The sequence below is a fragment of the Kitasatospora sp. NPDC051164 genome (assembly GCF_044455625.1).
Taxonomy (GTDB): Bacteria; Actinomycetota; Actinomycetes; order Streptomycetales; family Streptomycetaceae; genus Kitasatospora.
In genome coordinates this window covers 34,156-59,513 of sequence record NZ_JBITFB010000014.1, presented here as the reverse complement: position 1 = coordinate 59,513, position 25,358 = coordinate 34,156, and the positions used below count along the sequence as shown (strand labels likewise).

27 protein-coding genes and 1 tRNA gene are annotated in these 25,358 nt (G+C 70.8%); 15 read left to right on the top strand and 13 right to left on the bottom strand.

Translation table 11 applies throughout. The features are described from left to right. Positions 1-120: 120 nt before the first annotated feature. The 7 genes from ACIBEC_RS21675 to ACIBEC_RS21645 all read right to left on the bottom strand — a co-directional run bounded on the left by ACIBEC_RS21675 (position 121) and on the right by ACIBEC_RS21645 (position 3,845). Complete coding sequence (locus ACIBEC_RS21675; protein ID WP_396288406.1) at positions 121-807, bottom strand: hypothetical protein; 687 nt, start codon at positions 805-807, stop codon at positions 121-123. Continuing rightward, on the bottom strand, positions 804-1,328 hold the full coding sequence (locus tag ACIBEC_RS21670; protein ID WP_396288404.1) for a hypothetical protein: 525 nt from the start codon (positions 1,326-1,328) through the stop codon (positions 804-806). The genes ACIBEC_RS21675 and ACIBEC_RS21670 overlap by 4 nt, the downstream gene beginning before the upstream one ends. Positions 1,329-1,387: 59 nt before the next feature. Beyond that, entirely contained in the window at positions 1,388-1,747 is a 360-nt protein-coding gene (locus tag ACIBEC_RS21665) for a hypothetical protein (RefSeq protein ID WP_396288403.1), read from the bottom strand. Between the two features lie 21 nt (positions 1,748-1,768). Next, positions 1,769-2,221 carry a hypothetical protein gene (locus ACIBEC_RS21660; RefSeq protein ID WP_396288402.1) on the bottom strand — a complete coding sequence of 151 codons (453 nt, stop codon included), beginning with the start codon at positions 2,219-2,221 and terminating at the stop codon, positions 1,769-1,771. Between the two features lie 83 nt (positions 2,222-2,304). Further along, the gene (locus ACIBEC_RS21655) at positions 2,305-2,565 is read right to left on the bottom strand and encodes a hypothetical protein (protein ID WP_396288400.1); all 261 of its coding nucleotides are present in this window, start codon (positions 2,563-2,565) and stop codon (positions 2,305-2,307) included. Positions 2,566-2,632: 67 nt separating this feature from the next. Continuing rightward, entirely contained in the window at positions 2,633-3,130 is a 498-nt protein-coding gene (locus ACIBEC_RS21650) for a hypothetical protein (RefSeq protein ID WP_396288398.1), read from the bottom strand. Between the two features lie 340 nt (positions 3,131-3,470). Next, positions 3,471-3,845 carry a hypothetical protein gene (locus ACIBEC_RS21645; protein WP_396288396.1) on the bottom strand — a complete coding sequence of 125 codons (375 nt, stop codon included), beginning with the start codon at positions 3,843-3,845 and terminating at the stop codon, positions 3,471-3,473. A 355-nt stretch (positions 3,846-4,200) separates the two neighbouring features. Between ACIBEC_RS21645 and ACIBEC_RS21640 the strand changes: the two genes are divergently transcribed. After that, complete coding sequence (locus tag ACIBEC_RS21640; protein ID WP_396288395.1) at positions 4,201-4,536, top strand: hypothetical protein; 336 nt, start codon at positions 4,201-4,203, stop codon at positions 4,534-4,536. A gap of 14 nt (positions 4,537-4,550) precedes the next feature. On the opposite strand, the gene ACIBEC_RS21635 is transcribed toward ACIBEC_RS21640, so the two are convergent. From ACIBEC_RS21635 to ACIBEC_RS21625, 3 genes are all read right to left on the bottom strand, one after another. Further along, complete coding sequence (locus ACIBEC_RS21635) at positions 4,551-5,162, bottom strand: hypothetical protein (protein WP_396288393.1); 612 nt, start codon at positions 5,160-5,162, stop codon at positions 4,551-4,553. Between the two features lie 130 nt (positions 5,163-5,292). After that, positions 5,293-5,673 (bottom strand): DUF6354 family protein, encoded by a 381-nt coding sequence (locus ACIBEC_RS21630; RefSeq protein ID WP_396288391.1) that lies wholly within the window; start codon positions 5,671-5,673, stop codon positions 5,293-5,295. A gap of 73 nt (positions 5,674-5,746) precedes the next feature. After that, on the bottom strand, positions 5,747-6,394 hold the full coding sequence (locus tag ACIBEC_RS21625) for a hypothetical protein (RefSeq protein WP_396288389.1): 648 nt from the start codon (positions 6,392-6,394) through the stop codon (positions 5,747-5,749). 288 nt (positions 6,395-6,682) lie between these two features. On the opposite strand from ACIBEC_RS21625, the gene tap reads away from it, so the two are divergent. From tap to ACIBEC_RS21590, 7 genes are all read left to right on the top strand, one after another. After that, positions 6,683-9,199 carry a telomere-associated protein Tap gene (gene tap / locus ACIBEC_RS21620; protein ID WP_396288387.1) on the top strand — a complete coding sequence of 839 codons (2,517 nt, stop codon included), beginning with the start codon at positions 6,683-6,685 and terminating at the stop codon, positions 9,197-9,199. Between the two features lie 22 nt (positions 9,200-9,221). Continuing rightward, positions 9,222-9,797 (top strand): telomere-protecting terminal protein Tpg, encoded by a 576-nt coding sequence (gene tpg, locus ACIBEC_RS21615; protein WP_060880709.1) that lies wholly within the window; start codon positions 9,222-9,224, stop codon positions 9,795-9,797. 38 nt (positions 9,798-9,835) lie between these two features. Beyond that, complete coding sequence (locus ACIBEC_RS21610) at positions 9,836-12,235, top strand: Helicase associated domain protein (protein WP_396288385.1); 2,400 nt, start codon at positions 9,836-9,838, stop codon at positions 12,233-12,235. 260 nt (positions 12,236-12,495) lie between these two features. Then, the gene (locus ACIBEC_RS21605; protein ID WP_396288383.1) at positions 12,496-13,146 is read left to right on the top strand and encodes a DCL family protein; all 651 of its coding nucleotides are present in this window, start codon (positions 12,496-12,498) and stop codon (positions 13,144-13,146) included. A 347-nt stretch (positions 13,147-13,493) separates the two neighbouring features. Further along, the gene (locus tag ACIBEC_RS21600) at positions 13,494-13,775 is read left to right on the top strand and encodes an HU family DNA-binding protein (RefSeq protein ID WP_060880711.1); all 282 of its coding nucleotides are present in this window, start codon (positions 13,494-13,496) and stop codon (positions 13,773-13,775) included. A 191-nt stretch (positions 13,776-13,966) separates the two neighbouring features. Next, positions 13,967-14,170 carry a cold-shock protein gene (locus ACIBEC_RS21595; protein ID WP_060880712.1) on the top strand — a complete coding sequence of 68 codons (204 nt, stop codon included), beginning with the start codon at positions 13,967-13,969 and terminating at the stop codon, positions 14,168-14,170. A 305-nt stretch (positions 14,171-14,475) separates the two neighbouring features. Continuing rightward, positions 14,476-14,549: transfer RNA gene (locus tag ACIBEC_RS21590), tRNA-Met, on the top strand. 118 nt (positions 14,550-14,667) lie between these two features. Here the strand turns inward: ACIBEC_RS21590 and ACIBEC_RS21585 are convergent. Further along, positions 14,668-14,907, bottom strand: a complete 240-nt coding sequence (locus ACIBEC_RS21585) for a hypothetical protein (RefSeq protein ID WP_159057309.1) — start codon at positions 14,905-14,907, stop codon at positions 14,668-14,670. Between the two features lie 458 nt (positions 14,908-15,365). On the opposite strand from ACIBEC_RS21585, the gene ACIBEC_RS21580 reads away from it, so the two are divergent. From ACIBEC_RS21580 to ACIBEC_RS21550, 7 genes are all read left to right on the top strand, one after another. Then, the gene (locus ACIBEC_RS21580) at positions 15,366-16,922 is read left to right on the top strand and encodes a protein kinase (protein ID WP_396288380.1); all 1,557 of its coding nucleotides are present in this window, start codon (positions 15,366-15,368) and stop codon (positions 16,920-16,922) included. Between the two features lie 19 nt (positions 16,923-16,941). After that, entirely contained in the window at positions 16,942-18,183 is a 1,242-nt protein-coding gene (locus ACIBEC_RS21575) for a hypothetical protein (RefSeq protein ID WP_396288378.1), read from the top strand. A 71-nt stretch (positions 18,184-18,254) separates the two neighbouring features. Further along, the gene (locus ACIBEC_RS21570) at positions 18,255-19,946 is read left to right on the top strand and encodes a DUF4209 domain-containing protein (protein ID WP_396288376.1); all 1,692 of its coding nucleotides are present in this window, start codon (positions 18,255-18,257) and stop codon (positions 19,944-19,946) included. A 296-nt stretch (positions 19,947-20,242) separates the two neighbouring features. Continuing rightward, positions 20,243-20,680, top strand: a complete 438-nt coding sequence (locus ACIBEC_RS21565) for a hypothetical protein (protein WP_396288374.1) — start codon at positions 20,243-20,245, stop codon at positions 20,678-20,680. Between the two features lie 617 nt (positions 20,681-21,297). After that, positions 21,298-23,079: a hypothetical protein gene (locus tag ACIBEC_RS21560; RefSeq protein WP_396288372.1), complete on the top strand. Its 1,782-nt coding sequence runs from the start codon at positions 21,298-21,300 to the stop codon at positions 23,077-23,079. Positions 23,080-23,114: 35 nt separating this feature from the next. Next, positions 23,115-23,606, top strand: a complete 492-nt coding sequence (locus tag ACIBEC_RS21555) for a hypothetical protein (RefSeq protein ID WP_396288370.1) — start codon at positions 23,115-23,117, stop codon at positions 23,604-23,606. A gap of 241 nt (positions 23,607-23,847) precedes the next feature. Further along, on the top strand, positions 23,848-24,048 hold the full coding sequence (locus ACIBEC_RS21550; protein WP_190154187.1) for a hypothetical protein: 201 nt from the start codon (positions 23,848-23,850) through the stop codon (positions 24,046-24,048). A gap of 61 nt (positions 24,049-24,109) precedes the next feature. Here ACIBEC_RS21550 and ACIBEC_RS21545 read toward each other — a convergent pair whose 3' ends face one another. Next, positions 24,110-24,499: a hypothetical protein gene (locus tag ACIBEC_RS21545; protein ID WP_396288368.1), complete on the bottom strand. Its 390-nt coding sequence runs from the start codon at positions 24,497-24,499 to the stop codon at positions 24,110-24,112. 62 nt (positions 24,500-24,561) lie between these two features. Beyond that, positions 24,562-25,194 carry a hypothetical protein gene (locus tag ACIBEC_RS21540; protein WP_396288366.1) on the bottom strand — a complete coding sequence of 211 codons (633 nt, stop codon included), beginning with the start codon at positions 25,192-25,194 and terminating at the stop codon, positions 24,562-24,564. Positions 25,195-25,358 lie beyond the last annotated feature (164 nt).

Genomic DNA, 25,358 nt, shown 5'->3' with positions numbered 1-25,358 from the left:
CAGAAGAAGCGCTTCAGTGCCTGAGCCCCGGGAATTTGAATCGGTGATCCGAGCGGCAGACAGAGAGCCCGGTCCGCGCTGCTCAGCGCGGACCGGGCTTTCGTGGTGCGGGGAAGTAGGTCAGGGCGGGGTGTCGTCGTAGGCGAGATGGGCCAGGAGGAGAACTTCGGGGCGGCCGAGGAGGTCGTCGGGGTCTGCGTGGGTCCGGTACAGGCCGAGTGCCGCCTCGGCGAGGGCGAGCAGCTCGGTGCGGCGGAAGACGTCGTCGATGTCCGAGGCGCCGGAAACGCCGTTGTCGAGGGCGTCCAGGCTGGTCGCGAGGCGCTCCAGAAGTAGCGCCACTTCGGGCGTCACGCCCTGCTGGGGAAGCGGGTGGGCCTGGTTGAGGGTGAGGCAGGTGCGGGCCAGGGTCACCAGGTCGGAATCGGTGAGATCGCAGCGGGTGACCGGCACGAGTGAGGATCCTGAGAGGCCGAGCAGCCGCCACAGCCCGTCCGGTGGCCGGCCGTCGGTGGCCGGCTCGGCGTGAGCCGGGTTCTCCTCGGCGGGGGTGGCGACGAAGCGCAGCCAGAACCGGTCGTCGCCGGAGTGCATGTCCAGGGTGTCGGGATGGGTACTGCTGATGCGGCCCGGGGGCTGGGCACGCAGGAGTCGGCGGGCGGCCAGGAGGACGTCCAGGCCGGGCAGTTCCCGGTGGTCGGGGTCGGCGGGCTGCGTCCAGCCGGTGTCGGTGCGGACGTGGACGGTGTAGTCGGCGTCGGGGTCGATCAGCTGGCGTGCGGTGGCGTAGGCGCGGTCGGGGGTCATGCTGCGGTCCCCCCGGCGCCGGGGCGGTGCTCGTGTTCGCCGCTGTTGTTCATTTCGACGAGCAGCAGGCCGACCTCGTCGCGCTGGTCCTCGATGTGGATGTAGGGGACGTCGGTAGCGGGGCCCCACTGGGCGCGTCGGCGGATGAGGATGCTGACGCCGAAGACCTGGATCTCGTAGACGTCGCTGGGGGTGTTGTCCTCGGGGGAGGCGTCGACCACGGTGATCGAGGCGTCGCGGACGCGGTGGAGTTCGGGGCCTGGCATGGGGGTTCCTGGGGGTGTCGGCGTGGGGGAGTAGGTGGCGGGGTCGAGTGCGAGGAGGGCGTCGGCGATGGCCGAGGACAGGTGGGAGGGGACGAGGTTGGAGTTCTGCAGCAGCGCGAGCGTGTCGTGCGGGGTGGGTGCGTGGTCGATCGCGTCGAGCACCTTCTGGTCCTCGGTGTCGTCGCACGCCCACTGCTGGGCTTCGGCGATGAGGGCTTCGTAGAGGGAGCCGGCTGCGTCATGGGGAGTGTTCATGGGTGCCTCGGGTCGGGGTGCCGGGCCCCTTTGGGGCCCGGCACCGGTAGGGGGTGTGGTCAGGAGGGCCGGAGCTTGGCGGCGATCAGTTCGTTGATGACCTGGTCGAGCGGGGGAAGGGCGGCGTGCTCTCTCTCCATGTCCTGGAGGCGGGCGCGTTCGCGCTCCACGTACGTGGGGTCGGTGGGGGAGCCGTCGGGTTCGCAGCGCATCAGGTGCTTGCCGATCCAGTAGGCGGAGAACGTCGGCTCGGTGTGGCCGTTGAAGGCAACGCGGCCGTCGATGTGGCTGGTGACGGTCCAGACATGCACCTGGCGTGCGCCGAGGATGTGGTGGCGCCACAGGTCGCTGCGCTCGGCGTAGGTGGAGCCGATCTCGGGCAGGGGCTTCGGACGGCGGGCGGGCTTGGAGTCGTTCACGGAAGTCCCCTTCGTGGTGGGTCAGGGCTGGTCGGGGAGGAAGTGGACGAGTCGGAGGGGGGTCAGCGGCCCGCGTTCGTTGAAGGCGTCGACGCAGTCGGAACAGGTGGCCAGGCGGGGGTCGGCCGCAATGGGCTGGGGGGTCTCGGAGTCGCACAGGGGCCAGGCCCTGGTGATCGGGGCCAGCGCTTCGGTGAGGGGGCCCGGCTTCCAGGTGGAGGGGTCGGTCGAGGCCGCGATGCACGCCTCCGTGGTGGGGACGGGCGGGGCGTTGCGGACGGCGTCGGCGAGCCGGAGGAGGAGGGCGAGCACCTTGTCGCGGTTGCCGTAGAGGGCGATGCCGTCGCTGCCGTTGTAGACGGCTGCGGTGATCTCGCCAGGCTCGACGAGCGCGTCGTCGGAGGTGAAGCCGGGGTAGAGCAGGACCGGTGTGGCGTCGGCGGGGACCCATTCGAATTCGGTGTGGTCGAGCATGCGGGAGTCCTTCGGATGCGGAAGCGCGGGAGAGGGAGGGGGCCGGGCGGCCCGGGGTGCAAGGCCGCCCGGTGGTGGGGAGGTCAGTAGGCGTCGGGCTCGTAGTGCTCGACGGTGTCGTCGACCCAGGCGCCGTCTTCGCGGGCGTACTCCTCGTACGCGCGCTGCACGGCGCGCCGATGTGCGTCGACGTCGAACTCGCACGCCCAGTTCGCGCCTTGGGCGAACGCGGGCCGGGTGAGGGCGTCGATGGCGGCCTGGTCCCCGTCGGAGACCTGGTGGGAAGCGGTGACGCTGAGGGTGGCGCGGTCCTTGGACCAGCAGCCGATCAGCAGAGTGGACACGGCGGCTTCGCTCTCTGCGGCCCCAGGGCCCGGCGGTTGCTCGCCGGGCCCCGGCGGGCGGCGGGGTTCAGGGGGCCAGGACGACGCGGATGTGCTCGCCATAGCTCGGCTCCGACCACTTGGTGAGGGAGTCGAGCGCGGCGGCGATGTCCTCGAAGCGGGCGCGGTCGCGGAAGCCGTCGGTGATCGCTTCGGTCATGCCGCCGTACATCTCGGATGCCTCGGCGCCGCGCCAGCCGGGCCCGCCCCAGTAGTCGAAGACCACGGCGTCGGGCATCGGGGCATCGGGGGCGTAGTGCTTGAGGAGCGCGCGGCGCAGCCTGGTCCACCGGCGTTCGGTGTACATGCACGGGTGGACGTCGCCGACCGGCTTGCCCTTGCGGCCCCAGCCGCAGCCCTGGCAGTAGCGCCGGCCCCGGTCGTTGTAGTCGGGGCAGGCCGGGTTGCCGCAGCGCCACAGGTAGCCGGCCTGGCGGGCGAGTTCGTGGATGAGCTGCGTCTGGGTCTCGTCGACCTGGGCGACGAGCCGGGCTATGACGGTGCGGACGACTTCGGCTTCGGACATGGGAGTTCTCCGGAAGGGGGCATGGGGGAGCTGCGGTGCGGCTCCAGGTGGTGTGGGTCGGAGGGAAGCGGCGCCCTCAACACGAACAACATTACATATGAAAACGATAATACGCAACAACCTCGGATGGGTCGGGAGTTCGTGCAGTCCCGCCCTCAGGGGAAGCAGGCCACCACCACGCCGGCCCGCCGCTCCACACGCCTCACGCGGGGCATGGGCCAGGGCCTCGGCGTCCTCATCCCGCGCGGGAGAGCGCGGGCCGGCCAGTGGAGCGGATCCTCAGCCGGAGCCGCCTGCTGCGCACCGCACACCGGACGGGGACATCAGCCGACTCCGGTGGTCAGGAGAGAGGGACGATCCCGAGGTGGACGGTCCGGCCGCACGGGAGGCACCCCTGCCCGTCCAGTCCGCTGTCGGTGCGCCGGGTCCGGATCCGCTCCAGCCCTGCGCCGGCGGCAGCGGTGACCCTGTCCACGTCGTCACCGCTCGCGGCTGTCGCCAGCAGCCGGACCGTGAAGCCCCGGCCGTCGTCCTCCACCCACAACTGCGCCCCCGGCAACCGCTCCTGGTCCAGTCCGGCCGTCCACGGGACCAGGGTGCGCAGCAGTTCGGCCGCTGCCGCCGTCGACGTCAGCCGTCCCCCTGGCACGGCGCCGCGCACCGGTGTGTCCACGGCGGCCACCAGGACCAGCTCCTCCTCCAGGTCCACCGTCACGGTTGGCCGGAGGGTCGGCCGCCTCGCCGCACGCTGCTGCCAGCCGCGCCATGCTCGCCGAGGCAGCCGGCCCGCACGCGCATACTTCCGCCTGCACGTCCGCCTCGCTCATGCACAGCCGGATCGGTTCCAGCGGGCCGCAGGCATCCAGCAAGCGGGCAACCGCTTCGACGCAGCGGGCCAGGGAGAGTGACATGGCCGCCATTCTCGTCCCGGTGAGGCCGAGGATTCCTGTGTCCGGTCAAAGGGTGGTTCCATCTGTGCGGCGGCCACCGGGATTCGGACAACGCAGGAGGCAGGCGGATCCGTGTGGATAGCATGACCTGGCCAGGAACCCCGCCCGCTGCAACCGGAGATGACCCTTCTGACCGTCGCCGCTGCCCGGGAGAAGGTGGCCGCTTCCGGCCCCGCCGGGACGATCATCGTGGGCTGGACGGAGGTACGCAGCGACGCGAACGACGAGTTGATCGGATGGGAGTTCGAACTCCTCCCCCTGCACGAAGGCGCGTCGCCGAGCCCCGGGTGGATCATCCGCCACGGCACCCTCAGCACCGACGTCCGCTACCCCCGCCCCCACGCCCAGCGGCTGCGCGAACTCACCGAGCAGGCACCCGCGCGGCACGAGCTCATCGAGATGGCCTACGCCCACGCCATCGCAAAGCTCAACCATCCCCGCCTGACCGCCGGGTGAGTACGCACTCACTATCACTGGTGGACGTGCCAGTCCCACAGGTCTCGGGCGCTGTTCAGGCTGGGGCACCAGGTGACCTTGCGGCCGTCTCGGCAGATCTCGCCGGCACCCGGCGCACACCGGCACACCACGCGGAACTGCCCGGCGCGCGAGGACACGACCGCCTGCACGATCCGGCCCCGGTGCGTGCCGTGGACGACCTCCAGCCGGACGGCCGCGGTCAGCTGCTCCGGCGTGACCACCTCCAGCCGGTCGACCGCGTCCATCGTGCGCCAGACCCTGCCGTCGGGCAGCGTGTACGACTTCACCGCCACCCACTGGCCCAGCCGGAACACGGCGCCGACCACTGCGGCACGCTCCTGCTCGGGGTAGGACTGCATCACCAGGTCGCCCCGCCGCACGTGGGGAGCGTCACCCAGACGCTGCAGCGCGCTCACCGCAGCCTGCGCGCTCACCCGGTCCTCGAGCCGCGCAGACTCCACGGTCCACACGCCCGGACCGGGCTCCATCAGCTCCCACTCGCCCGGCCAGCCTTCCACGGCCACGATCTCACCGGACCGCAACACCTCGTCTCCGGACGCGGTGTCCGGGGCCCTGGCGGCCCCGGTCTTCGCCGACAACGCCATCTCTTCTCTGCTTCCTTCCATCAGCGATCACACGAATCGGCCACGAGGCCGTGGGTTAGCGGGGTGCGGGACCGGCGGCCACCCTCGGGCGGCCGCCGCGCGGCCGGATAGGCGGGTGCCGAGGGCCGGGTCAGTCCTGGCCTTTCGCTGCCTCGGCGGTGAGCTCCTTGTGTACGCGCATTGCCGCGGTCGCGTACTCCACGGGCGACGGGCTGCCGCCCTGCACGCCCGTGATCGCCGCCAGGAAGCGGGCGTAGACGAGCTGGTCGGCGTCGTCGACGCCGTCCTCGATCAGGGTGAAGGCGCTCGTCGCGAAGCGCCTCAGTGCCAGCGGACGCGCCTTGCGGCCGGCCGCGCCCGGCCTGTTGTCGCGCTCGACCACGCAGTCGGCGTGTGTCGCGCCCACGGCGACCACGCGCAGCATCCGCTTGCGGTCGACCATGTCGGGGGCCATGTCCTGCCACAGCTGCCCGGCCCGGACGGGGCCGACGGCGGACGAGGTGATGCTCATGGTGAACTCCTGGCTGGTGGGGAAGGGGTAGTGCCGGGCAGCTGGCGTGCGCCCGGTGAAGGGGAGAAGAGGTTCAGGCGAAGGCGCCCGGGGCGGGCGTCTTCAGAATGCGGAGGTTCTCCGCGTGGATCTCGGCGCAGAACCGGCTGATGAGCACCCACAGCGGCATGGACAGACCGTCGAGTTGGTCATGAAGCAGCCAGGCGGCTTCGTGCATGCCGTGCTGTGCGCGGGCGATGTCGATCGTGTCCACGCCGCGCGCCGCCCGCTCCAGCGACCGGCCGGCGCCGAGGACGTGGTCGTGGGCATCGCGGCTGACCGTCTCCAGCCGCAACGGGTGCACCGGGGTGAACAGGGACGGCGGGGCCGGGGCCGGGTCGAAGGCGGCCGGGCGGCCCGCGGTGTAGCGGCTCGCCCACAGCTCCACCATGTAGACCACGACGGCCTGCCAAGCGGCCTCGTCGTGCTCGCCGGTGCGCTCCTGGAAGGTCGTGACGGCCCGGCGGGCGAGGATCTCAGCGCGCTCCAGCGCGGCGCCGCGGCCGAGGCGGAAGTCCTCCAGCGCCTTGGCGGCCTCGATCACGTTCACCTGGGCCGAGCGGGCGTGATCGTTGAGACCTCGTCGCATCAGGATGTCGCCGGCCTCCACGGTGATCCGCGACCCGGGCGCGGCAGGCTCCCCGGGCTCAGGGGGCAGAACGTGCCGAGAGGGAAAGGCCATGGCTGTCGTACTCCTCAGGTGTCTTGCCGGACAGGAACGGGGCTCCCAGCTCGGCCGGGGGTGGGCTCGGTGTGTGCCGACCCTGTGTGGGGGCGCGCCCGCCACCGGCGGCGGCCCCTCTCAACAAGCCATCAACTTACATCTTGAAACAAGAACAAGCAATAACCATAATGCACATTGAAATGTGAACAGAACTTGCAATCGCCGACCGGTGCGAGTACGTTAGATTCGCGTTAGATTCTGTTTCTTGGGGTGGAGGTGGAAGTGGACCCGGCAACCGACCCGGTAATGGCGGTACTCGCACGGATCCCGCTCGACGGCCCCGTGCCGCCGCTGCCGGACCCGGCCGCACGTGTCAGGCTCCGGGAGGAGTTCGGCTGGACCGTGACGCAGATGGGCAAGGCGACCAGCGTGCGCCGCGAGACCGTGTGGACCTGGGAATCGGATCCACCCCGCACCCCGCGGGGAGAGAAGGGGCAGCTCTACGCCCGGCTCCTCGCCTACTTCGCCGACGAGCTCGCTCGCGCCGCAGCGACGAGCGGCGCCACCGCTCCGGTGCCCGTGCCCGATGCCGCGCTTGTGCCGCAGCCGGCGGCCGCCGCGGAGGAGGCGCAGCCTCCCCTGTTCGACTACGACATCGAGGACCCGCCCGAACTCGCCTGGCCGGACACCGACCAGAGCCCCGCCCTCGACAACACGGCGGCGCAGGACGAGTACCCCGAGTACGACGCGCCCGGCTCCGGGACCTACCTGCCCGAGGACGTCACCCGCCCCTGTGTCCGCTGCGGCAAGCCGACGTCATGCCTCGTCGCAGGCCAGCCCCGCCACATCTACCTCCAAGCCATGGCCGCCATGGGCGTGCCCCGCTGCGGCACGCAGCCCACTGCCCCGGCCGAGCCCGTCCTGCCGACCGCAGCCGAGACGGCCGCCCCCGTGCCCGCTGCCCTCGCACCGGCTCCCGCCCCCTCGGCGGACGCCGCACCCCCGACCGCCGCACCGGCAGTCGCGCTTCCGGTTGTTGCTCCCGCGTCTCCCGTTCGTCCGCCGGCCGTGCCGCGCCGCCCGGGCGCCGCCACCAGTTCGGCCTCCCGCCGCAAGACGGCGAAGAAGCCGGCCGTGAAGGCGGTGGCCCCCGAGTACGCCGACGGTCCGCTGGCCGTCCTCGACATCACCGACGGCGCCCTGACCGCACACCTTGTCGACGGCCGCACCATGCCGTGCCCGGCCAAGACGCTCCAGGCCTTGGCCGCGTGGGCGCTGGACAAGAAGAAGATCCGCCTGGGGGCAGCCAAGCTCCACGACAACGGGTTCCACCAGGACCCGCTGATCATCCTCACCGAAGGGGCCGTGGCCCACTTCGGCCTGCCCACCAACCTCGCAGACCAGGAGGACCTGCGCCTGCCGGCCGACGACAAGATCGTCAAGAACATCACGAAGGCAGGCTGGGAACTCACCAAGTCCGGCTTCGGCCCCTGGACCAGGATCTTCAAGCGCCTCGACGGAAAGCGCCACTGCGTCCAGCTCGCCCTCGTGCCCTGGGGCGCGCTGGAGACCCGCGCCTGGGGCAAGGCCGGTGACCTGCCCGCCGGTGAACTCGCCAGGATGCTCGGCACCTACGCCCGCCTGGTCATCACCCCCCGCGGCACCCTCGCCGTCACCGGCGAACAGCTCATGACCTCGCTGCGCCCGCCCACCAAGGCCGAGTGGAGCGAGAAGGAGAACAAGTACGTCTCGGCGAAGGTGCCCCACACCCTTCACACCGTCGTCGACCCCGCCCCGTGCGAGGCCCCCGACGAACACCCCGTCGTCGTCGCTGACTACCCCGAGGAAGGCTCCCGGCCCGCCAGCGAGGCCCTCGACGAGGAAGCCTGCATCTGGGTCCGCCCCGCCGAACTCATCACCGACGACGAACGGGCCCGCACCCACGTCGCCGCCCTCGACGTGCAGGTGGCCTTCCTCGCCGCCTGCCGGCGCCTCCACGTCGGCACCGGCCCGGCCATCCACTACCCCCGCAACCCGTCCTTCGACCCCGACCTGCCCGGCTCCTGGTACCTCGACCTCTCCCACATCGAGACCGACCCGCGCCTGCCCAGCCCCTTCACCTCCAGCGGCGAGCGCCCCGAGGGACCCGCCTGGTACGCCACCCCCACCGTCGCCTACGCCGTCGAATTCGGCGCCGACGTCCGCCCGATGGAGGCATGGGTCCGAGAGACCCACAGCCCCTACCTCCAGCCCTGGTACAACACCCTCCGAGACGCCTACCTGACCGTGATGGCCGACCTCGGCGTCACCACGGACCTCGACGACGAAGCCTTCCTCGCGGCGATGGCCCACTACAAGGACGGCGACCCGCTCCTGGTGACGCTGGCGAACGCCATCAAGGCCACCGCCAAGTCCGGGATCGGCAAGCTGCGCCAGCGCCCCAACCTCGGCCTCGACCACGTCTTCGGCGACCCGTGGCCGGCCCTGAAGCGGCTGACGTGGCGACCCGACATCCGCGCCATGATCCTGTCGAAGGCGCGCACCAACATGCACCGCAAGATGCAGAGCCTCACCACCGCGGGCCGGTACCCACTCGCCGTCAACAACGACTGCGTCGTCTACGCGATCGACGGCCTGTCGCCGCTGCCAATCCTGCTCGGCCCCGACGGCGAGCCGATCCGCGGCGGCTTCCGCCTCGGCGTCAACCCGGGCTCCGTCAAGCACCAGGGAAGCCAGACCATCGCCTGGGCACTGGACCTGCTCGCCGACGGAGTGAACATCGCCAACGAAATCAAGGACGCCTCGCTCGTCCGCGTGGCCTGAACCGTAGGGAAGCTGACTGACCGTGGGACTGATCGAAGACCGCCTGGAAGAGGCCGCCGAGACCGCCTACTCCCAGCCGATCCCCAAGACGCTCGGCGCGCGGATCCGCTTCCTGCTCAAGCAGGAGAAGGGCGTCAGCCGCGCCGAGGCCGCCCGCGCGGTCGCCGAGAAGATCGGCAAATCCCAGCGCACCGTCGAGCGCTACCGCGACGACGAGATCAAGGCCGCGAAGCCCGAGACCGCCGCCCTAATCGAGGCCACGGTCAAGCAGCTCTGGCAGCCGATCGTCAAGGCGAAGAAGCTCCAGGCCGCCGTCACCACCGGCGGCATCAAAGTCGACGTGAGAGGGAAATTCGGGTTCAAGTCCCCCAAGGGCACCACCAACGACCCCCGCTACCGCCGCCTCACCCGCCGCCTGGACGCCGCCACCGCCGCAGCCCTCTTCGAAGCCAAAGAGGCCGGCGCCTCGGAGGAAGACCTCGCCCAGATCGTGGCCGACGGGCTGAGGGACGACTACTTCACCGACGGCGGCTCGCGGGCCACCTCCCTTCAGACCGTCGCACTGACCGGCATCGACCACATCAAGTTCAGCATCTGATCCGCCGCCCGCACCCGGCTGAAAGGACCGGCCACCCCGTGACCGCGACCACCACCACCCCACCGCCCAGGATCAGGCTGCGCCCGCACCAGTCCAAGGCCGTCCACGCCGCGCACACCGCGCTGCGCCTGACCGCCCGGACCTCCGTCGTGATGGCCTGCGGCACCGGCAAGACGTACGTCGCCGCGCGCACCGCCGCCCGTGTCGCCCCCCAGGGCACCCGGCTGGTGCTGCTGCCCACCCTGGAGCTCCTCGCCCAGACCATCGACGACTGGCGTACCGCCGGCATGACCGGCCCGGTCCTCGCCCTGTGCTCCAAGCGCCCCAACACCGCGGGCGAGCCCGTCGCGTTCACCACCGACCCGGCCGCCCTGGCCGCCACCGTCCACCAGAACCCCGGCCTGACGGTCTTCGCCACCTACCACTCCCTGCACCGCGTCCAGTACGCCCACACCCACTTCGCTCTCCCCACCTGGTCGCTGGTGGCAGTCGACGAAGCCCACCGCACCAGTGGTGACCTGGGAAAACGCTGGGCCGCCGTCCACGACGACGAACTCATCCCCGCGCACAAGCGGCTCTACCTCACCGCCACCCCGAGGATCTGGTCGGCCGGCGAGCCCGGCGACGACGAGGACGACTCGCTCGTCGCATCCATGGACAATCCGGCTCTCTACGGCGACACCTGCTTTCGCCTCCCGCTCGCCGAGGCCATCGACGAAGACCTCCTAGCCGACTACCGGGTCGTCGTCATGGAGGTGAACGAGGCGACCATCCGCACCCGGCTCGGGATCTCCGACAAGGCCACCGAAGCCGAACTGCGCCAGGCCGCCCTCCAGATCGCCGTCCTGCGCGCCATGGCCGAGCTCGACCTGCGCCGCGTCGTCAGCTTCCACCACCGCGTGGCCGACGCCCACGCCTTCGCCGACACCCTCCGCGAGACCGCCGCCCTCCTCTACGCGCTGGACGAGACCGGAACCGGCTGCCCCGACCCGGGAGAACTGTGGGCGGCCGGGCTCGACGGCAACCAGGACCCCGCCTACCGCCGCGAGCTCCTGGACCGCTTCGACGGCCGCCCGGGCGCATTCCTCGCCCCGGCCCTCCGCACGGTGATCGCGAACGCTCGCCTTCTCGGCGAGGGCGTCAACATCCCCAGCATCGACACCGTGGTCTTCGCCGATCCCAAGGAGTCGATCGTCGACACGGTCCAGGCGGTCGGCCGCGCCCTTCGACAAAAGCCCGGCCAGGGCAAGAAGGCCACCTTGATCGTCCCCGTCTACGTCGCCCCCGGCGAGGACGCCGACGACCTCATGGGCTCCAACCTGTACCGCCCGCTCTGGCGGGTCCTCCAGGCACTGCGGGCACACGACGACCGCATCGCCGACCGTCTCGCCGTACCCCAACAGCCCTCCTACCCGCAGCCGGAGGACGAGCAGACGGAAACGAGCGTGCCCGTCGACGTCGTCTTCGACCGGCCCTTCCCCGCCGACACCATCGCCCAGGCGTTCAGGTTGCGCGTCCTCCACCCCCGCGAAGCGTCCTTCCGGCGCGGTCTGGAAGCCGCCACCGCCTACCAGCAGGCCCATGGGCACCTCGACGTCCCCCGGCTCTACGACGACGCAGGCGGCTTCGCGCTGGGCCGCTGGGTCAACCGGGCACGCAAGGCGTACGCGGCCGGCACCCTCAAGCCCTCCCAGATCAAGTCCCTGGAACACCTCGGCATGATCTGGAACCTCCAGACCCAGGCCGCCGAACGCGGACTCCTCCACGCCCGCAGCTGGGCCGACCGCCGCGGCCATCTCGCCGTACCCAGCGACGAGATGATCGGCGACTACGCCTTCGGCCGCTGGCTCACCAACCGCCGAGCCGCCGCCCGCACCCGCGCGGACAACGGACTCGAACCCGACCCCACCGACACCGCGCTCTCAGAGATCGACCCGTACTGGAACCCGCCGTGGCCGATCACCTGGCAGCGCCTCTACTACACCGCCCGCACCTACGCCGAAGCCAGCATCACGCTCGACGACCTCCCCGCCGACTTCATCACCGACGACGACGAGCCCCTCGGTGAATGGGTCACCGCGCAGAGCACCGCATACAGCACACTCCATCCCGAGCAGCTCCGGCTCGTGAGCGAACTGGGCATCACCCTCATCGAACCCGACGATGAGCCGCCGCAGCCCACCGGCCGAGCCGCCCGCCAGCAGCGGCAACTGAACCAGGGACTGGCGGCCGTCGCCGCCTTCCGGGACCGCGAAGGTCACGTCCTCATCCATCAGCGCGACACCGTCACCGTCGACGGCGAGGAGTTCAAGGTCGGCCAGTGGCTCAAGAACCTCCGCCGACGTTGGGACAGCCTGCCGCCCGAACACGTCCAGGCCGTCACAGCCGTGGGCCTCACCCGCCACCCACACGCACCGGAGGCCGCGGTCAGCGGCTGAACGCCGCCGCACCCCGCCGAAGGCCAGGATTCGCCGGCGGAAGAGGGCACGACAAGGGCGTACTCGCACCCTGCGACCGCGCGGGGTCACCTACCCGATCACCCGAACGAGTGAATGCGCGGTGATCGGTGGGCAGGCTCTCCCATCCCCTCCACGCTGATCACGGGTGCGTGAAGGCCGCACTACCGCGGAGTTTGGGGATGCTTTCGGCGTAGCGTCGCCGGGTGGTGGCGTCACCGAAGAAGGGAAGGGCCAGGTTCATGGCCGAGTTCTTGATTGGGCATCGCAAGTACCGGACCAAGGGGGATGCGCAGGAGGCGGTACGGGAGGTGCTGTACCGGTACTCGGTGGGCAGCATCGTGGATCAGGAGGAGGACCACCTTCTTCTGCTGGACCTTCTGAACATGCACCGGGAGGCGGAGGACAAGATCGGCCCTGGTGTCGAAGCCTTCGCGATTGCCCCTCCGCCGCGCGGTCCGTACCCCTGCTTCGAGGTGGTCCGGGTGGACGGCAGCCGCATCGACTTCTCGTACAAGGACTGTCTGAAGCCGAAGACATACCGCCAGCAGGTCCTGAACGTGATGCGGGACGAGGTGAAGCCGACCATCAATACGTACTTCGACTCCCGGAAGCAGGCCGGCTCCCTCGTCTCGGACCTGTCCGGAACAACGCTGGAAAGTTCCGACACGGCCGTGAGCTACTTCGGCGGGCCCTCATTCAACGACATCGCCGGGGAGTTCGCCGACCGCGTCGGCGGGTGGGAAGCGATCGAACTGACGCCCTCCACCGAGCCTGGACTCGGGCGGTTCAAGGACCGCGACCTGGCCGAGCAGTGGTTCAGCTACCACCAGGAGCATGCGGTTCTCGGGCTGTTGTCGACGAAGGAGAACCAGCGTCGTCCTCGCAGGTAATTCGGGTGCCTGAACGCAGCCGCGCATCCGCTCCGACGTGGCGCGGCTGCGGCCGGGGAGTCGGCCGGGTGGGGGAGGGGCGCTCTACGGGGACCTGGACGAGCGCGCCGGCGCCGGGTTGGTCGAGGGCGAGCTCTGTCCGTGGTGCGGGGTCCTGCCGGGTTCGGCGTGCTGGGCGAACTCCAACGGCTGCTCCTCCGGCGCGACCGCCTACTGGCCACCAGCTTCGCCGAAGCGTTCCGCCGCTGGTGCCGGGCACAGCGTTGTCAGACCTCGGTGCAAGGATGGCGAACGAAGCGTCTCGTCCGCGCAGCGGTCGCGACAACCCGAACGTCACGGAGTACCGCATGAACCGCAGTGAGCTGATCGCAGCCCTCGCCGAGCGCGCCGAGGTCACCCGCAAGGATGCCGACGCCGTTCTGGCCGCCCTCGCAGAGACCGTCGGCGACGTCGTCGCCAAGGGCGATGAGAAGGTCACCATCCCCGGCTTCCTGACTTTCGAGCGCACTCACCGCGCTGCCCGTACGGCCCGCAATCCCCAGACGGGCGAGCCGCTCGAGATCGCAGCCGGATACAGCGTGAAGGTCTCGGCAGGCTCCAAGCTCAAGGAAGCCGCGAAGGGCAAGTAGCCCCCAGCCGCGCCGTGAGCCTCCAGGACCACGCCCAGACTCACGGACGCACTGCGTCACGCGATCACCGCGTGGAGCCCGGATAGTTGTGGCGCCGACGGGGTAGAACGGACGCCGGGTGCCCTCCGTCTACGGAGGGCTCCGACTCCACACCAGCCGGGATTTCTCGGCAAGATCGAAGGACACGCAGTATGGCCAGCGGCACCGTGAAGTGGTTCAACTCGGAGAAGGGCTTCGGTTTCATCGCCCAAGAGGGCGGCGGCCCGGACGTCTTCGCCCATTACTCCAACATCGCCGGCAGCGGCTACCGCGAGCTGGCGGAGGGCGACGCGGTCACTTTCGACGTGACCCAAGGGCAGAAGGGCCCCCAGGCCGAGAACATCGTCCGGAGCTGACGGCTGTAGGTTCCGCGGATTCGTGAGCACTCGCGAGCTTCTGACCTGCAGCGTCCGCGACGGTGAGCACTGGGGACGCGGGCGTCCGTCGGCGGATCATGAGCAATCGAGTCCTGCGAGCGCGGCCTTCGTGATCGAGAGCCGCGCGAAATCCCCAGGTCGCAAGATCGATTGCTCACCGAACCGCGGAATTGCTCGGACAGTGCTCATGATCACGCGGAATTGCTCACGAATCAGCGGAACCTACAACGGCCGCACGGCACCGCCCCGCCCGCAAAGATCACTGTGTAGAGTGGCCTCACCGACGCGGGGTGGAGCAGCTCGGTAGCTCGCTGGGCTCATAACCCAGAGGTCGCAGGTTCAAATCCTGTCCCCGCTACTGAACCGACGGGCCCGGCATACAGCCGGGCCCGTCGTCGTATCCGCGCGGTGAGCGGCTGCGCTGGGGCCCTTGCGCCGCGTCCGGCAGCTGATCTGGCCTTTCCGCGTACAGACAGTCAGCCCGGCAGCGGCGGGGGCCACACGAGCCGGGCTCGGCCGTAGCGGGCTCTGGCCGCATCCGCGCTCAGCCCGTGCGGGCGCCCGATCTGCTCCCAGGTGGCGCCCGCCTCCCGATCCGCGATCACCGCGCACCGCACCAGTTCGCTGGCCAGGTTCCGGAAGTCCGCAGCGGCGACGCTGTGCAGACCAGCCTCGGCGCGTTCGTGCTCGACGGCGTCGGCCAACAGCAACTCCACAGCCTCGCACCGCGCTCGGATTTCCCGCGAGATCTGCAGCAGAGCGATCCGGGCCCGAACGGCGGCCGCGGCCCGCCTCCGATCCCGGTACGCCTCTTGCCGGCAGGGACGCGGACGAGGGCAGTACCGGCGCCGCCGTCCCCCGGGGAGCCCGGCACCACACCACGCACATCTGTCGTCCATATCCGAAGGATTCCCCCGGAACCAGACGACATCACCAAGCCGGCCAGCTGCTGCAGCAGCCGCATTGCAGACGGGCACGCGCCAACCCAGCCGAATGCCCTGTGACCTGCAAAAACAGGCACCCGAGTAATGCACTGACCCCGGGGGCAACGCTGTCGCGCCGGGCCGCGGGAAGTCGTTTACGTATGCTCCTCCGCACCACGGGCGCGCCCTCGCCCACGGTGCGCTGCGGCCGGCCGGCCCCAGCGCTCGGACATGCAGGGCTGGAGGATTCAATGCGCGGCACGACGGTCGCCGGCCGCTACCGGCTGAAGGAGGCCATCGGCAGCGGAGGCATGGGCACGGTATGGCGCGCCCAGGACCTCCACGAGAATCACGACATCGCCCTCAAGATCATTCCCGGCGGGGAGGGCGACCCCCTGCGTGAAGCAGCCTTCCGCCGCGAGGCACAGGTCGCCGCACGCCTGTCCCACTCGCACGTCGTCGCCGTCCGCGACCACGGCGCCGCCGACCTTGACGGCCGCCGGGTCCTCTTCCTGGCCATGGACCTCGTCGACGGACGGCCGCTGAACACGCTGACCGGCCGCCCGCTTCCCGTCGCCGAGACCCTGACCTGGGCGATCCAGATCAGCCAGGCCCTGGAGGCCGCCCACCAGTCGGGCATCGTCCACCGCGACCTCAAGCCATCCAACATCCTCATCGACCCGGTGGCCGGCGGCACCGCGAAGCTGTGCGACTTCGGTATCGCCCGCCTGGCCGACGCCACCCACCACACCCTGACCATGACCGGCGTCGCCATCGGGACCCCCGCCTACATGTCGCCCGAGCAGGCCCGCGGAGACACCACCCTGGGTGCACCCAGTGACCTCTACTCGCTCGGCTGCCTCCTCCACGAGCTCGTCACCGGCAGCATCCCGTTCACCGGTACGGGCTGGCAGATCCTCGCCCAGCACCTGAACGACGCGCCGGCCCCGCTGTCCGCCCTGCGCCGCGGCGTCCCCCGTGAGCTCGAGCAGCTGGTCCTGGAGCTCCTCGACAAGAACCCCGACCGCCGGCCGACCGCGGCCGACACCCGCGCACGGCTCACCCAGCTGCGGACCGCACTGGCCGCCTTCGCCGACGCACCCACCGCATTCCCGCACCCGCAGCCGCCCACGGTGGTCGCCACCGCCATCGACCGGGCCGCTGGAGGCCGCGAACCCGGCACCCGGCTCGCCGCCGTGGTCGCGGGCGCCGTGACCGCCGCCGCCATCGCCGGTGAACTCTCGCTCACCACCACACTGCCGACCGCCTGGACGGCTGGCCTCGGCAGTCTCGCTGGGCTGCTTCTCGCCGCCCTCTACCTTCTCGACCCGCCCCAGTCGCCGCACCCCGAGCAACTGAGGATCACCACGGCCTGCCTGCTGACCACCCTGCTCCTGACCGGCGGCATGGCGCTCGCCGTCCTGGTCAACGCCCCCGGCCTGTGGGCGAGCGCCCTGGCCGTCGCAGTCCTCGGTGGCCCTGTCCTGCTCGCTTTCGTCAGCGGCGTGCGCCGCCTGGTCGAGCACAGCCTTTACCGGAGCGCCTGGCACGCCGATCTCGCCACGACCGCCGGCATCCTTCACACCGCCGTCGTCCTACTCGCAGGCCACCACGCCGGCCTCTCGGTGCTCACCCTCACCGCTGTCGGCGTCGTGCTGTGGCCGGCCGCGGCACTGCTCACGGCGATGCTCACCCCGGGCCGCTGCCCCCGTCAGACGGGCCCCGGGAGCAAGCTGTTTCCCGTCGTGCTGGTCGTGGAGGCGCCGGGCGCCCGTGTGGCGGGAGAAGGTCTGGCCGGACGGCCTTAGCGCCCGTCATGATCACGGCATGGGTGCAAGCGCGTGGGACACCGAGACCAAGCGGCCGATCTATGTCGATCTGGGCGTGGAGGGGCTGCCGATCGGCCTGGCGGGCGGACGGTACCTGTGCAGAGCCTGCGCGGATCCGCTGATCCTCAGGGGCGCCCGACCCGAAGCGAAGGTCACACCGCACTTCTCCCACCAGGAGGGAGGTCCGTGCCGACTGGCAGAACGGGAAGCGCAGATCGACGCGGACGACCAGGTCGTCATCCAGCTGAGCCACCAGATTCGCGCCCTGCCCGGCATCACCGGCTGCACCCTCGCCTCCCCCGGCGACGACCCCCGCGACCCGATCGGGCTGCCGCCGGTCGTCATCGCACAGTGCGGCGACACCGCCGTGGTCATCGAACGACCCGGCACGCTGCCCAGCCCTCAGGCCGTCCGCCGACGCATCCTCGCCGTACGCGAGCACTACGCCGGAGCCGCACACGTCTGGTTCCTGCGCCGCGACCCTGGCCAATTCGGCCAACTCCCCAGCCACAAGGTCCGCCTGAGCGGACGGGACGTCGAGCGCCAGCGTGTCGCCCCCACCGAGCAGCAGCTGGCCATCCTCGACGCCGGCGGCCATGTGTACTGGCTCGACGGGAAGCTCGTGCTGGTGCCCTACGGCTACCACGCCTTCCGGCACCCCGCCCGCCCCGAGCAGGACTGGACAGCCTGGCCGAAGTGGCCGCGCCACAAGGACCCCCGGGACGACTGGCGGATCAGCAAGCCCCGTCCGGCCCCCACCGCGGACTGCTGGGGCCTCGTCCCGATCGCCCTGTCCTCATTGACCCGCAGCCGGGCGGTCTTCCACCCCGCCGACGCGCACAAGGTCATGGACGAGCTGTATGCCGCCCAGGAGGGCCGGCACCGCTGGCGCGACCGACGAGCCCGCGAGGTGTACGCCGAGCGGCACGCCCCGCCCACTCCTCAGCCCGCCGCGCCGATCCCACCGGCCGAAGCCCCCGCCACCGACGCTGAGACAGAGCAGCACGCCGCCCCCCAACTTCCGGAGCCAGCCGACCAGCACGATGCCGAGGCACCCCCGCACGGGAACGTGATCCCGTCCGTCGCCTCGTCCACGAACCTCGCGCCGGCCTTCCCGCCTCCGCCTGTGGCCCCGCCCACGATCCCTCCGCCCCCACAGCTGCCCCCCGAGCCCCGAGCGCCCCGGCAACGCCGATGGGCAGACACCCTCCGCATGCTGCGCCGACGGCGTGAGCGTTGACGAACTCCGGAAAAGCAGTGGGCCCGGTCCGAAGGCCTGTCGATACTGGCGACGGAGGAAGTGAGGCGCCCATGCCGCAAGTCGAACCGTGTGTGCTCGACGTGCTCACGGAAGCGGCGACGAACGCCGCTTCCTGCGAGGACATCGCCGCCGTGCTCGCGGCCGCGGACACCGGCACGAACGCGGCCGCCGAGCAGCAGCGCGAATGTCTACTCGCCGCGCTGCGACTCCGACCCGCCGGGACCGGCAGGGCGCAGACCTTCACCGGGGCCGTCCGTGGCCGGCCGCTCAGGGCGTGGCCTGCGAGCCTTTCCGACGTCGCCGCCGACCAGATGGAGATCTGGAGCGCGTACGCCGAGGCCGTGACCAGTTCTTTTGTCCGGGGTCGCCTCCATCACCTTCTGCTGGTCGCAGGACACGGTCCCAAGGTCGACCACATCCGGGGCGCGGCCGCCGGGTACCTGGACGCGGTGCCGCTTCTGCTGGCGGCCCGCAAGCGCTTCCCCGGCCTGGTGGGTGCGACCGAGTGTCTGCGCTGGGCCGGAGACATCGCCCGGACCTATAACCAGACCGAGTTGTGCAAGCGCGTCACCGACGGCACGGTCGCCCTGGCCGAGCGCGTCCTTGCCGCTCCCGAGGACGAGCCGGGGATCATGGCCGATCTCCTGGAGGGGCTGCGTGTCCAGCGCTATGACATCACCGACTTCGCGGAACGCGCCGCCCGTCGGTATGACGGCGATGTGCACGCCCGCGTCGGCTTCCTCAAGCTGCTGCGGGAAGAGGCGTCCGAGTTCCGCCGTGTCGGCATCGACACCGAGATCGTCAGCGCCTTCCTCGACGCCGCCGATGCCGAGACGGGGTTTCGTCGCCACAACCTGCTGACCCAGGCCGCGACCATCGCGCGGGATCGAGGTCTGCCCGAGCTGAGGGTGCGTGCCGAGATGGCCCTGCAACAGACCGATCCGGACTCCCTGGGATGGACTCGGATCCGTCGCCCGCTCATCCCCCCGCCGGGACTTTTCGCCGGGGCCCGGGCGTACGTCGACGCCGCCTCCAGCCTGCGAGAGGCACTGTGGCGAACCGCGCAAGACGCCCATCCGGCGATGCGCGAGCACACCGACGACGTGGATCTCCTGGACGGTCTGCTCCGGATCCCGCGCACGCGCATCAACACCGCCGGACCCGTCCAGGTCGCTCCGCCCGTCTACGCCGCCGACGACCACCTTGTCGGACTGCAGGTTCTCGCGATGGACTTCCTCGGGCACCTCGCCGCCCATCAGCTCGACCGTATCCAGGAGCGCTTCGATCCGGACGAGGCCGAGCTGATCGGCGCCCTCGTCCATGACGTCGTCTTGCCGGAGGCGCGCGCCCGAACGCTGGCCTACGCCTTTCGGTACTTCTGGCTGGGGGAGTTCGACGCAGCGGTGTGCATCGCCCTGCCTCAGGTGGAGCAGATCCTCAGACAGCTCCTGCGCTGGCAAGTCTCGATGTTGTCCGTGGCCAAGGGCCCGTCCCCCGGGACCGTCGACCAGCTGGGCGGACTCATCCGCAGCATGCGGGACGCCGGGTATCCCGCGGACTGGAGCCGCGCCCTGGAGCTGCTCCTGGTCGACCCAGACCGCGGGATGAACCTGCGCAACGAGGTCTGCCATGGCTTGATCGACAACCCGCCCAAGCACCGCGTTGCGCTCGTCCTCCAGGCGGCGCTGTACTTGCTCAGCTACGCCCACGGACATCGAACCCTCGCCCCTCCCGCTTCCTGAGCGTCCAGCAAGGCTGAACCCAACGGGGGACGTCACCGCCTGCGGGTCCTGTCGCGGTGAAGGCTGAGCATTCCCCCTGAAGTCCGAGTGCCTTTCGGGGGACAGCCGGCTTTGTCGGGAGCTGCAGAGTGGCGGATAGCGTGCGGGCATGACGATGACGGGGAAGCGGCGGGTCTTGTACCGGCAGGGCACTGGGTTCTGGCGGATGACGGCGAAGTGGGTTGTGGTCTTCGGGGCCCTGTACCTGATGGACGGGGGGGCTGTTCCGATCGTGGGGCGACGCTCTGGTCTGGCCGATGATCGGGATCCTGCTGTGGGTGCCGTTCGGGATCGGTGTCGTCTGGTATCCGAAGAAGGACCAGCGGATCACGCTGACGACGCGTGAACTGCGTGTGCGGCGCAAGCGGCTGGCGATGGAGCAGGTGAACCTGCTGCACGTGGCGCGGCTGTGGCTGGAAGGGCGGTCGACTGCGGACGACCAATCGGTGCTGGAGTGGATACGGTTCGACCGGGTGGTGTGGGTTCCGCTCCAAGACGGCCGGGCCTTCGGCGTGGAGTTTCGCGACCCGGCCGCCTTCGCCAAGGTTTTCGGCGCCTTCGCGGTCGAGGCGTGCGGCGGGCCGGAGGTCGTCCGCGCTCGAGCTGCAGCGGCCACCTACCCGGAGCCGCGCCCGATGCGGCCCCGCTCCGCCGACGACGGCTCCTGGCTGGACGTCCTCGACATCTTCAGCTGAGAGCCGGAAGCGCGCGGCATGGGCAGCGGTCCGTGAGAGGCGCGGAGAACCACACAGGGTCGGCGTTCTGGCCGACCCTGCCCGGGCTCTTCCGCGGTCAGGAGCGAGAGGCGACAACCCCCTGGACGGCGAACGCAACCGTCGGAGAGAAGGTGAAGGCAAGCCGGCAGGCATCCGCTGGGACTCGCTCAACGCCCGGTGCGACGGGACACTTCGCCCCGCGTCCGAACGAGCTTGGAAACTCGTCCGCTCTGACTGTCACACCGCGCGTCGTCCGCACACCTGTAGCAGGTGACAGCGGATCTCACAGCGGGAGTTGCACGTGACTGACACCCTCACCCCGTACACGCCCCGACAGCAGTGGGGCCTTCGCACGACCGACACGGTCCTTGACCCGGTCGTCCTGCGCCAGATGGCCACGGGCGAGTCCGAGGAGACCGCCCGAGCCGAGCTCACGGACGCCCAGCACCTCATCTCGACGCCCACCCCCGGACAGGCCCGAGGCGAGGCACGGGTCTTCCAGGCACTCATCACCGCCTACGGCCGCCACCGCCCCATACTCACCGGCGGCCCGTTCGGCATCCGCAGTCTCACCCCCCCGCGCCGACGAACTGGTGGTGAGGATCGCGCCCTCCCAGGTGGATCGGTGGATCGACGCCCTCGCCTACCGGCAGGGCGGGACCGGCGTCGCAGGACTGCGCTGGGCCGGCCGGCGGGACGGGATCATCCTGACCTTGCCCGGAACGAAGATGCTTCTCGCCGACATCAGCGAGAGCAACTGGCGCGCTGCCCTCGGACGCCGGAGCGCCGACCAGAGCAGCCTCATGCCGCACTGGATCCCGCAGCTCCCCGGCGAGGCCGAGCACACCGCCACCCAGGACGCCGAACTCGCCGGCGCCGGCGACCACCTCTGCGCCACCCTGCGCCGGATCCGGCTTGTCGACGCCCTCACCCGCGGGAGCGGTCACGTCCACCTGTTCACCACCCGCGACCACGGCGGCCTCCACCTGATCGAGGCGTGCGAGGCCACCCCCACCGTCCTGCCGTTGTGGACCTCCCGGTCCCTGCCCCTGGCGCTGTGGCCCGCCGGTTCGATCCCCGCCCCGGGTCCGAGGGACCCGCGCACTGCTGTGCTCGACCTCCTCACCGAGATCGAACCCGCCCATGCCCCTTCCAGCGCCGTCGACCACCGCGCCGCCCGCGCGCTGTGCCACCTCGCCGGCCTGAGTACCGCCCCCGTCCTTGTCCAGGCCGCCGAGCACGTTCTCGACGTCGCCACCCACGTCCTCGCCGACCCCGCCCACGCCAGCGTGTACGCCTGTGGCGGCTGGGCAGGCAGCTGCCGCACGTATGCCCAAGGCACTGTCCACGGCACCGACCCCTGCCTGCCGCCCGGCGCCGAGCAAGTCACCGACCTCCCGGAGGACGCACTTCAGCGCCTCGGCAGGCACTTCTCCAGCCGATCCTCGGCCACCTCGCGCACCGACCTCGTCAACGCCGGCCAGGAAGAACTCGTCTACCTGCTCGACTGGGCGCTCGCCGCCGCGACCCGCCCCACCAGTCGTCGGGACTGGAACCCCAACGGGGCCGACGGCACGCTTCAGCACCGGCAGCAGCTGCCCGACCGCGACGGCACCCTGACCCTGACCGCCAGCACCACCGGCGTCTACCGCGTCAGCCTGGAAGCTCTCGGCCTGAGCGACCTCGCCGACGAGGACGACACCGTGGAATGGGAACGCGAGGCCGCACCCTCGCAGAGCGCCGCCGTCCTGCTGGCCGAACACGCCGCGATCGAGGCGGCGGTCTGCCTGCCCTTCCAGCGCGAGCACCGCAAGCAGCGCCTCCTGCTGCCCAGTACGGTGTCGGCCGCGGCCGAGCCCACGATCCGGTCCGTCATCGCCGAAGCCGATCACGTCCTGGGGTTCTTCACCCTCGCCAGCCTCCTCGGCCGCCTCCACGACCGCGTCGGCCTCACCCAGGGGACAACCGACGGCCACTGGCGAACCGATCCTCACTCCGACACCCCGCGCGACCACCCGGCCACCCTCACCGCTCTCACCAGCGACTGGTTCGAGCTCCCCTCACCCCACCACGGCGAAGCCGCCAACACCGCCGCGGTCGACAGCCCCGCCTACCTCCGCCACCTCGCCGCCCACCGCGCAGCGCTCGACCCGTTCGTCACCCGCTACCTCGCCGCAGCCGACAGCCTCGCCGGCGCGCGCACCTTCGAAGAGCGCCACGTAGCCGGCTTCGCAGCCCTGCGCACCACCGACCTTTCCGCCCTGGCCTGCACGGAGGTCCGCCCCGTCCGCGAAGGACTCCTCCGCCTGATCAAGTCGATGCCCCAGGACCCCGCCCAGCTGAACGCCTGGTACGAACGCCACCTCGACCGGGCCTGATCCCCGTCGACCCTTGGAAGAAGGAGAGCCCCACGATGAGTGAGCAACTGCCGGACCCGGCCATGTTCATAGGCCCCATGGGGCGTGGGAAGACGCCGTTGCCGGCTGACGCCGACGCCGGCGAGCTCGCGTCCGTGCTGAGGCGCGCCCTGCACACCGTCGAATGCCGCGCACTCGGGCCAGCCGCCGCCGAGCAGACGTTGGGACCGTTCGCGGACACCACGCAAGGCCGGATGATCGTGTTCATGGACGAGGACCAGCTTCGGGCCGACCGTCGCGGCCGCGAAGAGCTCCAACAACTGGCGCGAGCGGTCCGTGAGCGAGGACCGGCCGTGGACGTCGTCTTGGCGCCGCTCAAGCCGTCCGTGCTGCTCCTGGACGAGATGGCCCACGTCGTCGGCAAGAGCGCCGGGTCGGCCTCGGGCACCGGCGAGGCCGGGACAGGCTGGCTGTACGCGATGCGGCGGCCGCTGGGGCCGGACTTGCCGTACTCGGGTGCTGCCCGGGTGGCGGCGGTCGAGCGGTGAGAGCAGCGGGCCCGGGGGGCGCGGCAGACCCGGAAGGCCGAGACGGCGAACGGGAGCCCGCGGGGCCGCTGCTGGGCGGAGCGCCGCCTTGCCGCCGATCAGCAGCGAAGAGAGCCTGACCTGCGGGCACGGCCCGGGGAAATCCTCGCGGACCGTAGTTTCGAATCTGGGTACGCTTTCGCAGCCGGCCTGTGTGTCGGCCTTCAAGCGGGCGTGGCCCGCGACGCATCAGGGGGAGCAGATGACCACCACGAAGACATCAGGCGCGGCAGCACCCGCGCCCGCCCACACTTCGGGCATGCCCGTCGCCTTGTTCAGCGACGAGGCATCCGCCGTGATGACGCCCGTGCCCGGCTCGGGCCAGCGCCTGCCGCGGCCGTTGGACACCCTGAAATGGCAGGCGCCCCCCGCCCTGGAAGGCGTCGACGACGACTTGCAGTGACCACAACGCGAGGGTGGCCCGGTGCCGTGGATCTCCACGACACCGGGCCACGAGGGGCGGGTCACTTGGCCCGGGTGCTCCAGCCGAAGAAGAGCCAGCTCGGCTCGGGTTCGGCGGCATCGAGCAGCAGCGCTCCGGCGCCGCCCAGCCGGACGCACGGGGCGTCATCCTCGATCAGGCGGTCGGCCAGCCACTCGGCGTCGTCTTCGTTCAGGGGCTCCCCGTCACCGGGCGACGACGGGACGTGGGAGGCGTTGAAGTAGCCCGCCGCGACGGCGTGCAGCGCGGCGCGTTCGCGTACGACGGTGACGCGGTCCACCTTCGACAGGTCCGCGCGGGGCGAGAACAGGTCGACCGGGAGTTCTCGGTCTGCGGCGGCGTAGAGGGCGAAGGCGTTCTCGGGCGTGGCGCCGCTCGCGATGAAGCGGAACAGCATGGGGAACGGGTGCATGGCACTCCTTGGGTGGGGCCCAGCCGCCGGGAGGACTGCCCGTCGGCCGGGACGGGTGATGATCAGGCGGGCTGACCGGGAATGACCTGTTCGCCGTTGCGCATGGCGTGCATGATGCGGGCCAGAGCGACGGAGACGGTTCCTTCCGGCCCCGCCGCGTCGTCCCGCCCACCGGCGATCCGTACGTCCGCCTCTCCACCCCGCTGACGCTTCACGTGGAAGGTGCGCTGGTTGAGATCGACGGCGTGCACGAGCCGGACTTCCCGCCGGTTGGGCAGCAGATGGTTCACCCGCACGCCCATCTGCCGGAGCCCCTCCACCGCCGGGGGCAGCGGGACGGTCGTGTCGCGCATCCAGCCCTCAAACATGAACCCGACCGCGCAGACGGGCGCCTGAGACGCGTCGGCGGGCAGGAGAAGGTCCGGGACGGGCGGCAGCGAGCTGCTCAGCCCGCTCAAGGCATCGGCGGGGTTGACGCCGCCGGGGTTCCAGATGGCCTCGGGATACAGAGCCGTCTCCACCCGATCCCCGGACAGCAGACGCAGCGTGAAGAGGCGGGAGGGACGGTTCCACCCCTCCCGTTCACCGCACTGGGCCTCGATCGCCACGATGGCGGCGGCGATGGTGTTGGCGTGGGGATCGTCCGCCGAGACGATGGGAGCGGAGAAGGTGAAGTCGCGGGGCTTCCTGGACATGGCAAACGCGCCTTTCCGTGCAGCCGTAGCCGAGTACGGCCGCGCTGATGCGGTGAGGAAGAAGGGAGAGAGGCCGGAGAGCCCGGCTCGATACGACAAAAGTACATCTTGAAATACGAATACGCAACAACGTTTCGCCCTGACCCCCTCCCGGGACGGTGGCG

Excerpts from the sequence above, each read along its gene's own strand:
- ACIBEC_RS21605 (WP_396288383.1), top strand. The coding sequence starts at position 12,496 with ATGGCCGAGTTCTTGATTGGGCATCGCAAGTACCGGACCAAGGGGGAT.
- ACIBEC_RS21565 (WP_396288374.1), top strand. The coding sequence starts at position 20,243 with ATGATCGGGATCCTGCTGTGGGTGCCGTTCGGGATCGGTGTCGTCTGG.
- ACIBEC_RS21600 (WP_060880711.1), top strand. The coding sequence starts at position 13,494 with ATGAACCGCAGTGAGCTGATCGCAGCCCTCGCCGAGCGCGCCGAGGTC.
- ACIBEC_RS21625 (WP_396288389.1), bottom strand. The coding sequence starts at position 6,394 with ATGGCCTTTCCCTCTCGGCACGTTCTGCCCCCTGAGCCCGGGGAGCCT.
- ACIBEC_RS21640 (WP_396288395.1), top strand. The coding sequence starts at position 4,201 with ATGACCCTTCTGACCGTCGCCGCTGCCCGGGAGAAGGTGGCCGCTTCC.
- ACIBEC_RS21630 (WP_396288391.1), bottom strand. The coding sequence starts at position 5,673 with ATGAGCATCACCTCGTCCGCCGTCGGCCCCGTCCGGGCCGGGCAGCTG.
- ACIBEC_RS21570 (WP_396288376.1), top strand. The coding sequence starts at position 18,255 with ATGCCGCAAGTCGAACCGTGTGTGCTCGACGTGCTCACGGAAGCGGCG.
- ACIBEC_RS21575 (WP_396288378.1), top strand. The coding sequence starts at position 16,942 with ATGGGTGCAAGCGCGTGGGACACCGAGACCAAGCGGCCGATCTATGTC.
- tap (WP_396288387.1), top strand. The coding sequence starts at position 6,683 with ATGGCGGTACTCGCACGGATCCCGCTCGACGGCCCCGTGCCGCCGCTG.
- ACIBEC_RS21540 (WP_396288366.1), bottom strand. The coding sequence starts at position 25,194 with ATGTCCAGGAAGCCCCGCGACTTCACCTTCTCCGCTCCCATCGTCTCG.
- ACIBEC_RS21595 (WP_060880712.1), top strand. The coding sequence starts at position 13,967 with ATGGCCAGCGGCACCGTGAAGTGGTTCAACTCGGAGAAGGGCTTCGGT.
- ACIBEC_RS21635 (WP_396288393.1), bottom strand. The coding sequence starts at position 5,162 with ATGGCGTTGTCGGCGAAGACCGGGGCCGCCAGGGCCCCGGACACCGCG.
- ACIBEC_RS21555 (WP_396288370.1), top strand. The coding sequence starts at position 23,115 with ATGAGTGAGCAACTGCCGGACCCGGCCATGTTCATAGGCCCCATGGGG.
- ACIBEC_RS21650 (WP_396288398.1), bottom strand. The coding sequence starts at position 3,130 with ATGTCCGAAGCCGAAGTCGTCCGCACCGTCATAGCCCGGCTCGTCGCC.
- ACIBEC_RS21675 (WP_396288406.1), bottom strand. The coding sequence starts at position 807 with ATGACCCCCGACCGCGCCTACGCCACCGCACGCCAGCTGATCGACCCC.
- ACIBEC_RS21660 (WP_396288402.1), bottom strand. The coding sequence starts at position 2,221 with ATGCTCGACCACACCGAATTCGAATGGGTCCCCGCCGACGCCACACCG.
- ACIBEC_RS21545 (WP_396288368.1), bottom strand. The coding sequence starts at position 24,499 with ATGCACCCGTTCCCCATGCTGTTCCGCTTCATCGCGAGCGGCGCCACG.
- ACIBEC_RS21550 (WP_190154187.1), top strand. The coding sequence starts at position 23,848 with ATGACCACCACGAAGACATCAGGCGCGGCAGCACCCGCGCCCGCCCAC.
- ACIBEC_RS21670 (WP_396288404.1), bottom strand. The coding sequence starts at position 1,328 with ATGAACACTCCCCATGACGCAGCCGGCTCCCTCTACGAAGCCCTCATC.
- ACIBEC_RS21580 (WP_396288380.1), top strand. The coding sequence starts at position 15,366 with ATGCGCGGCACGACGGTCGCCGGCCGCTACCGGCTGAAGGAGGCCATC.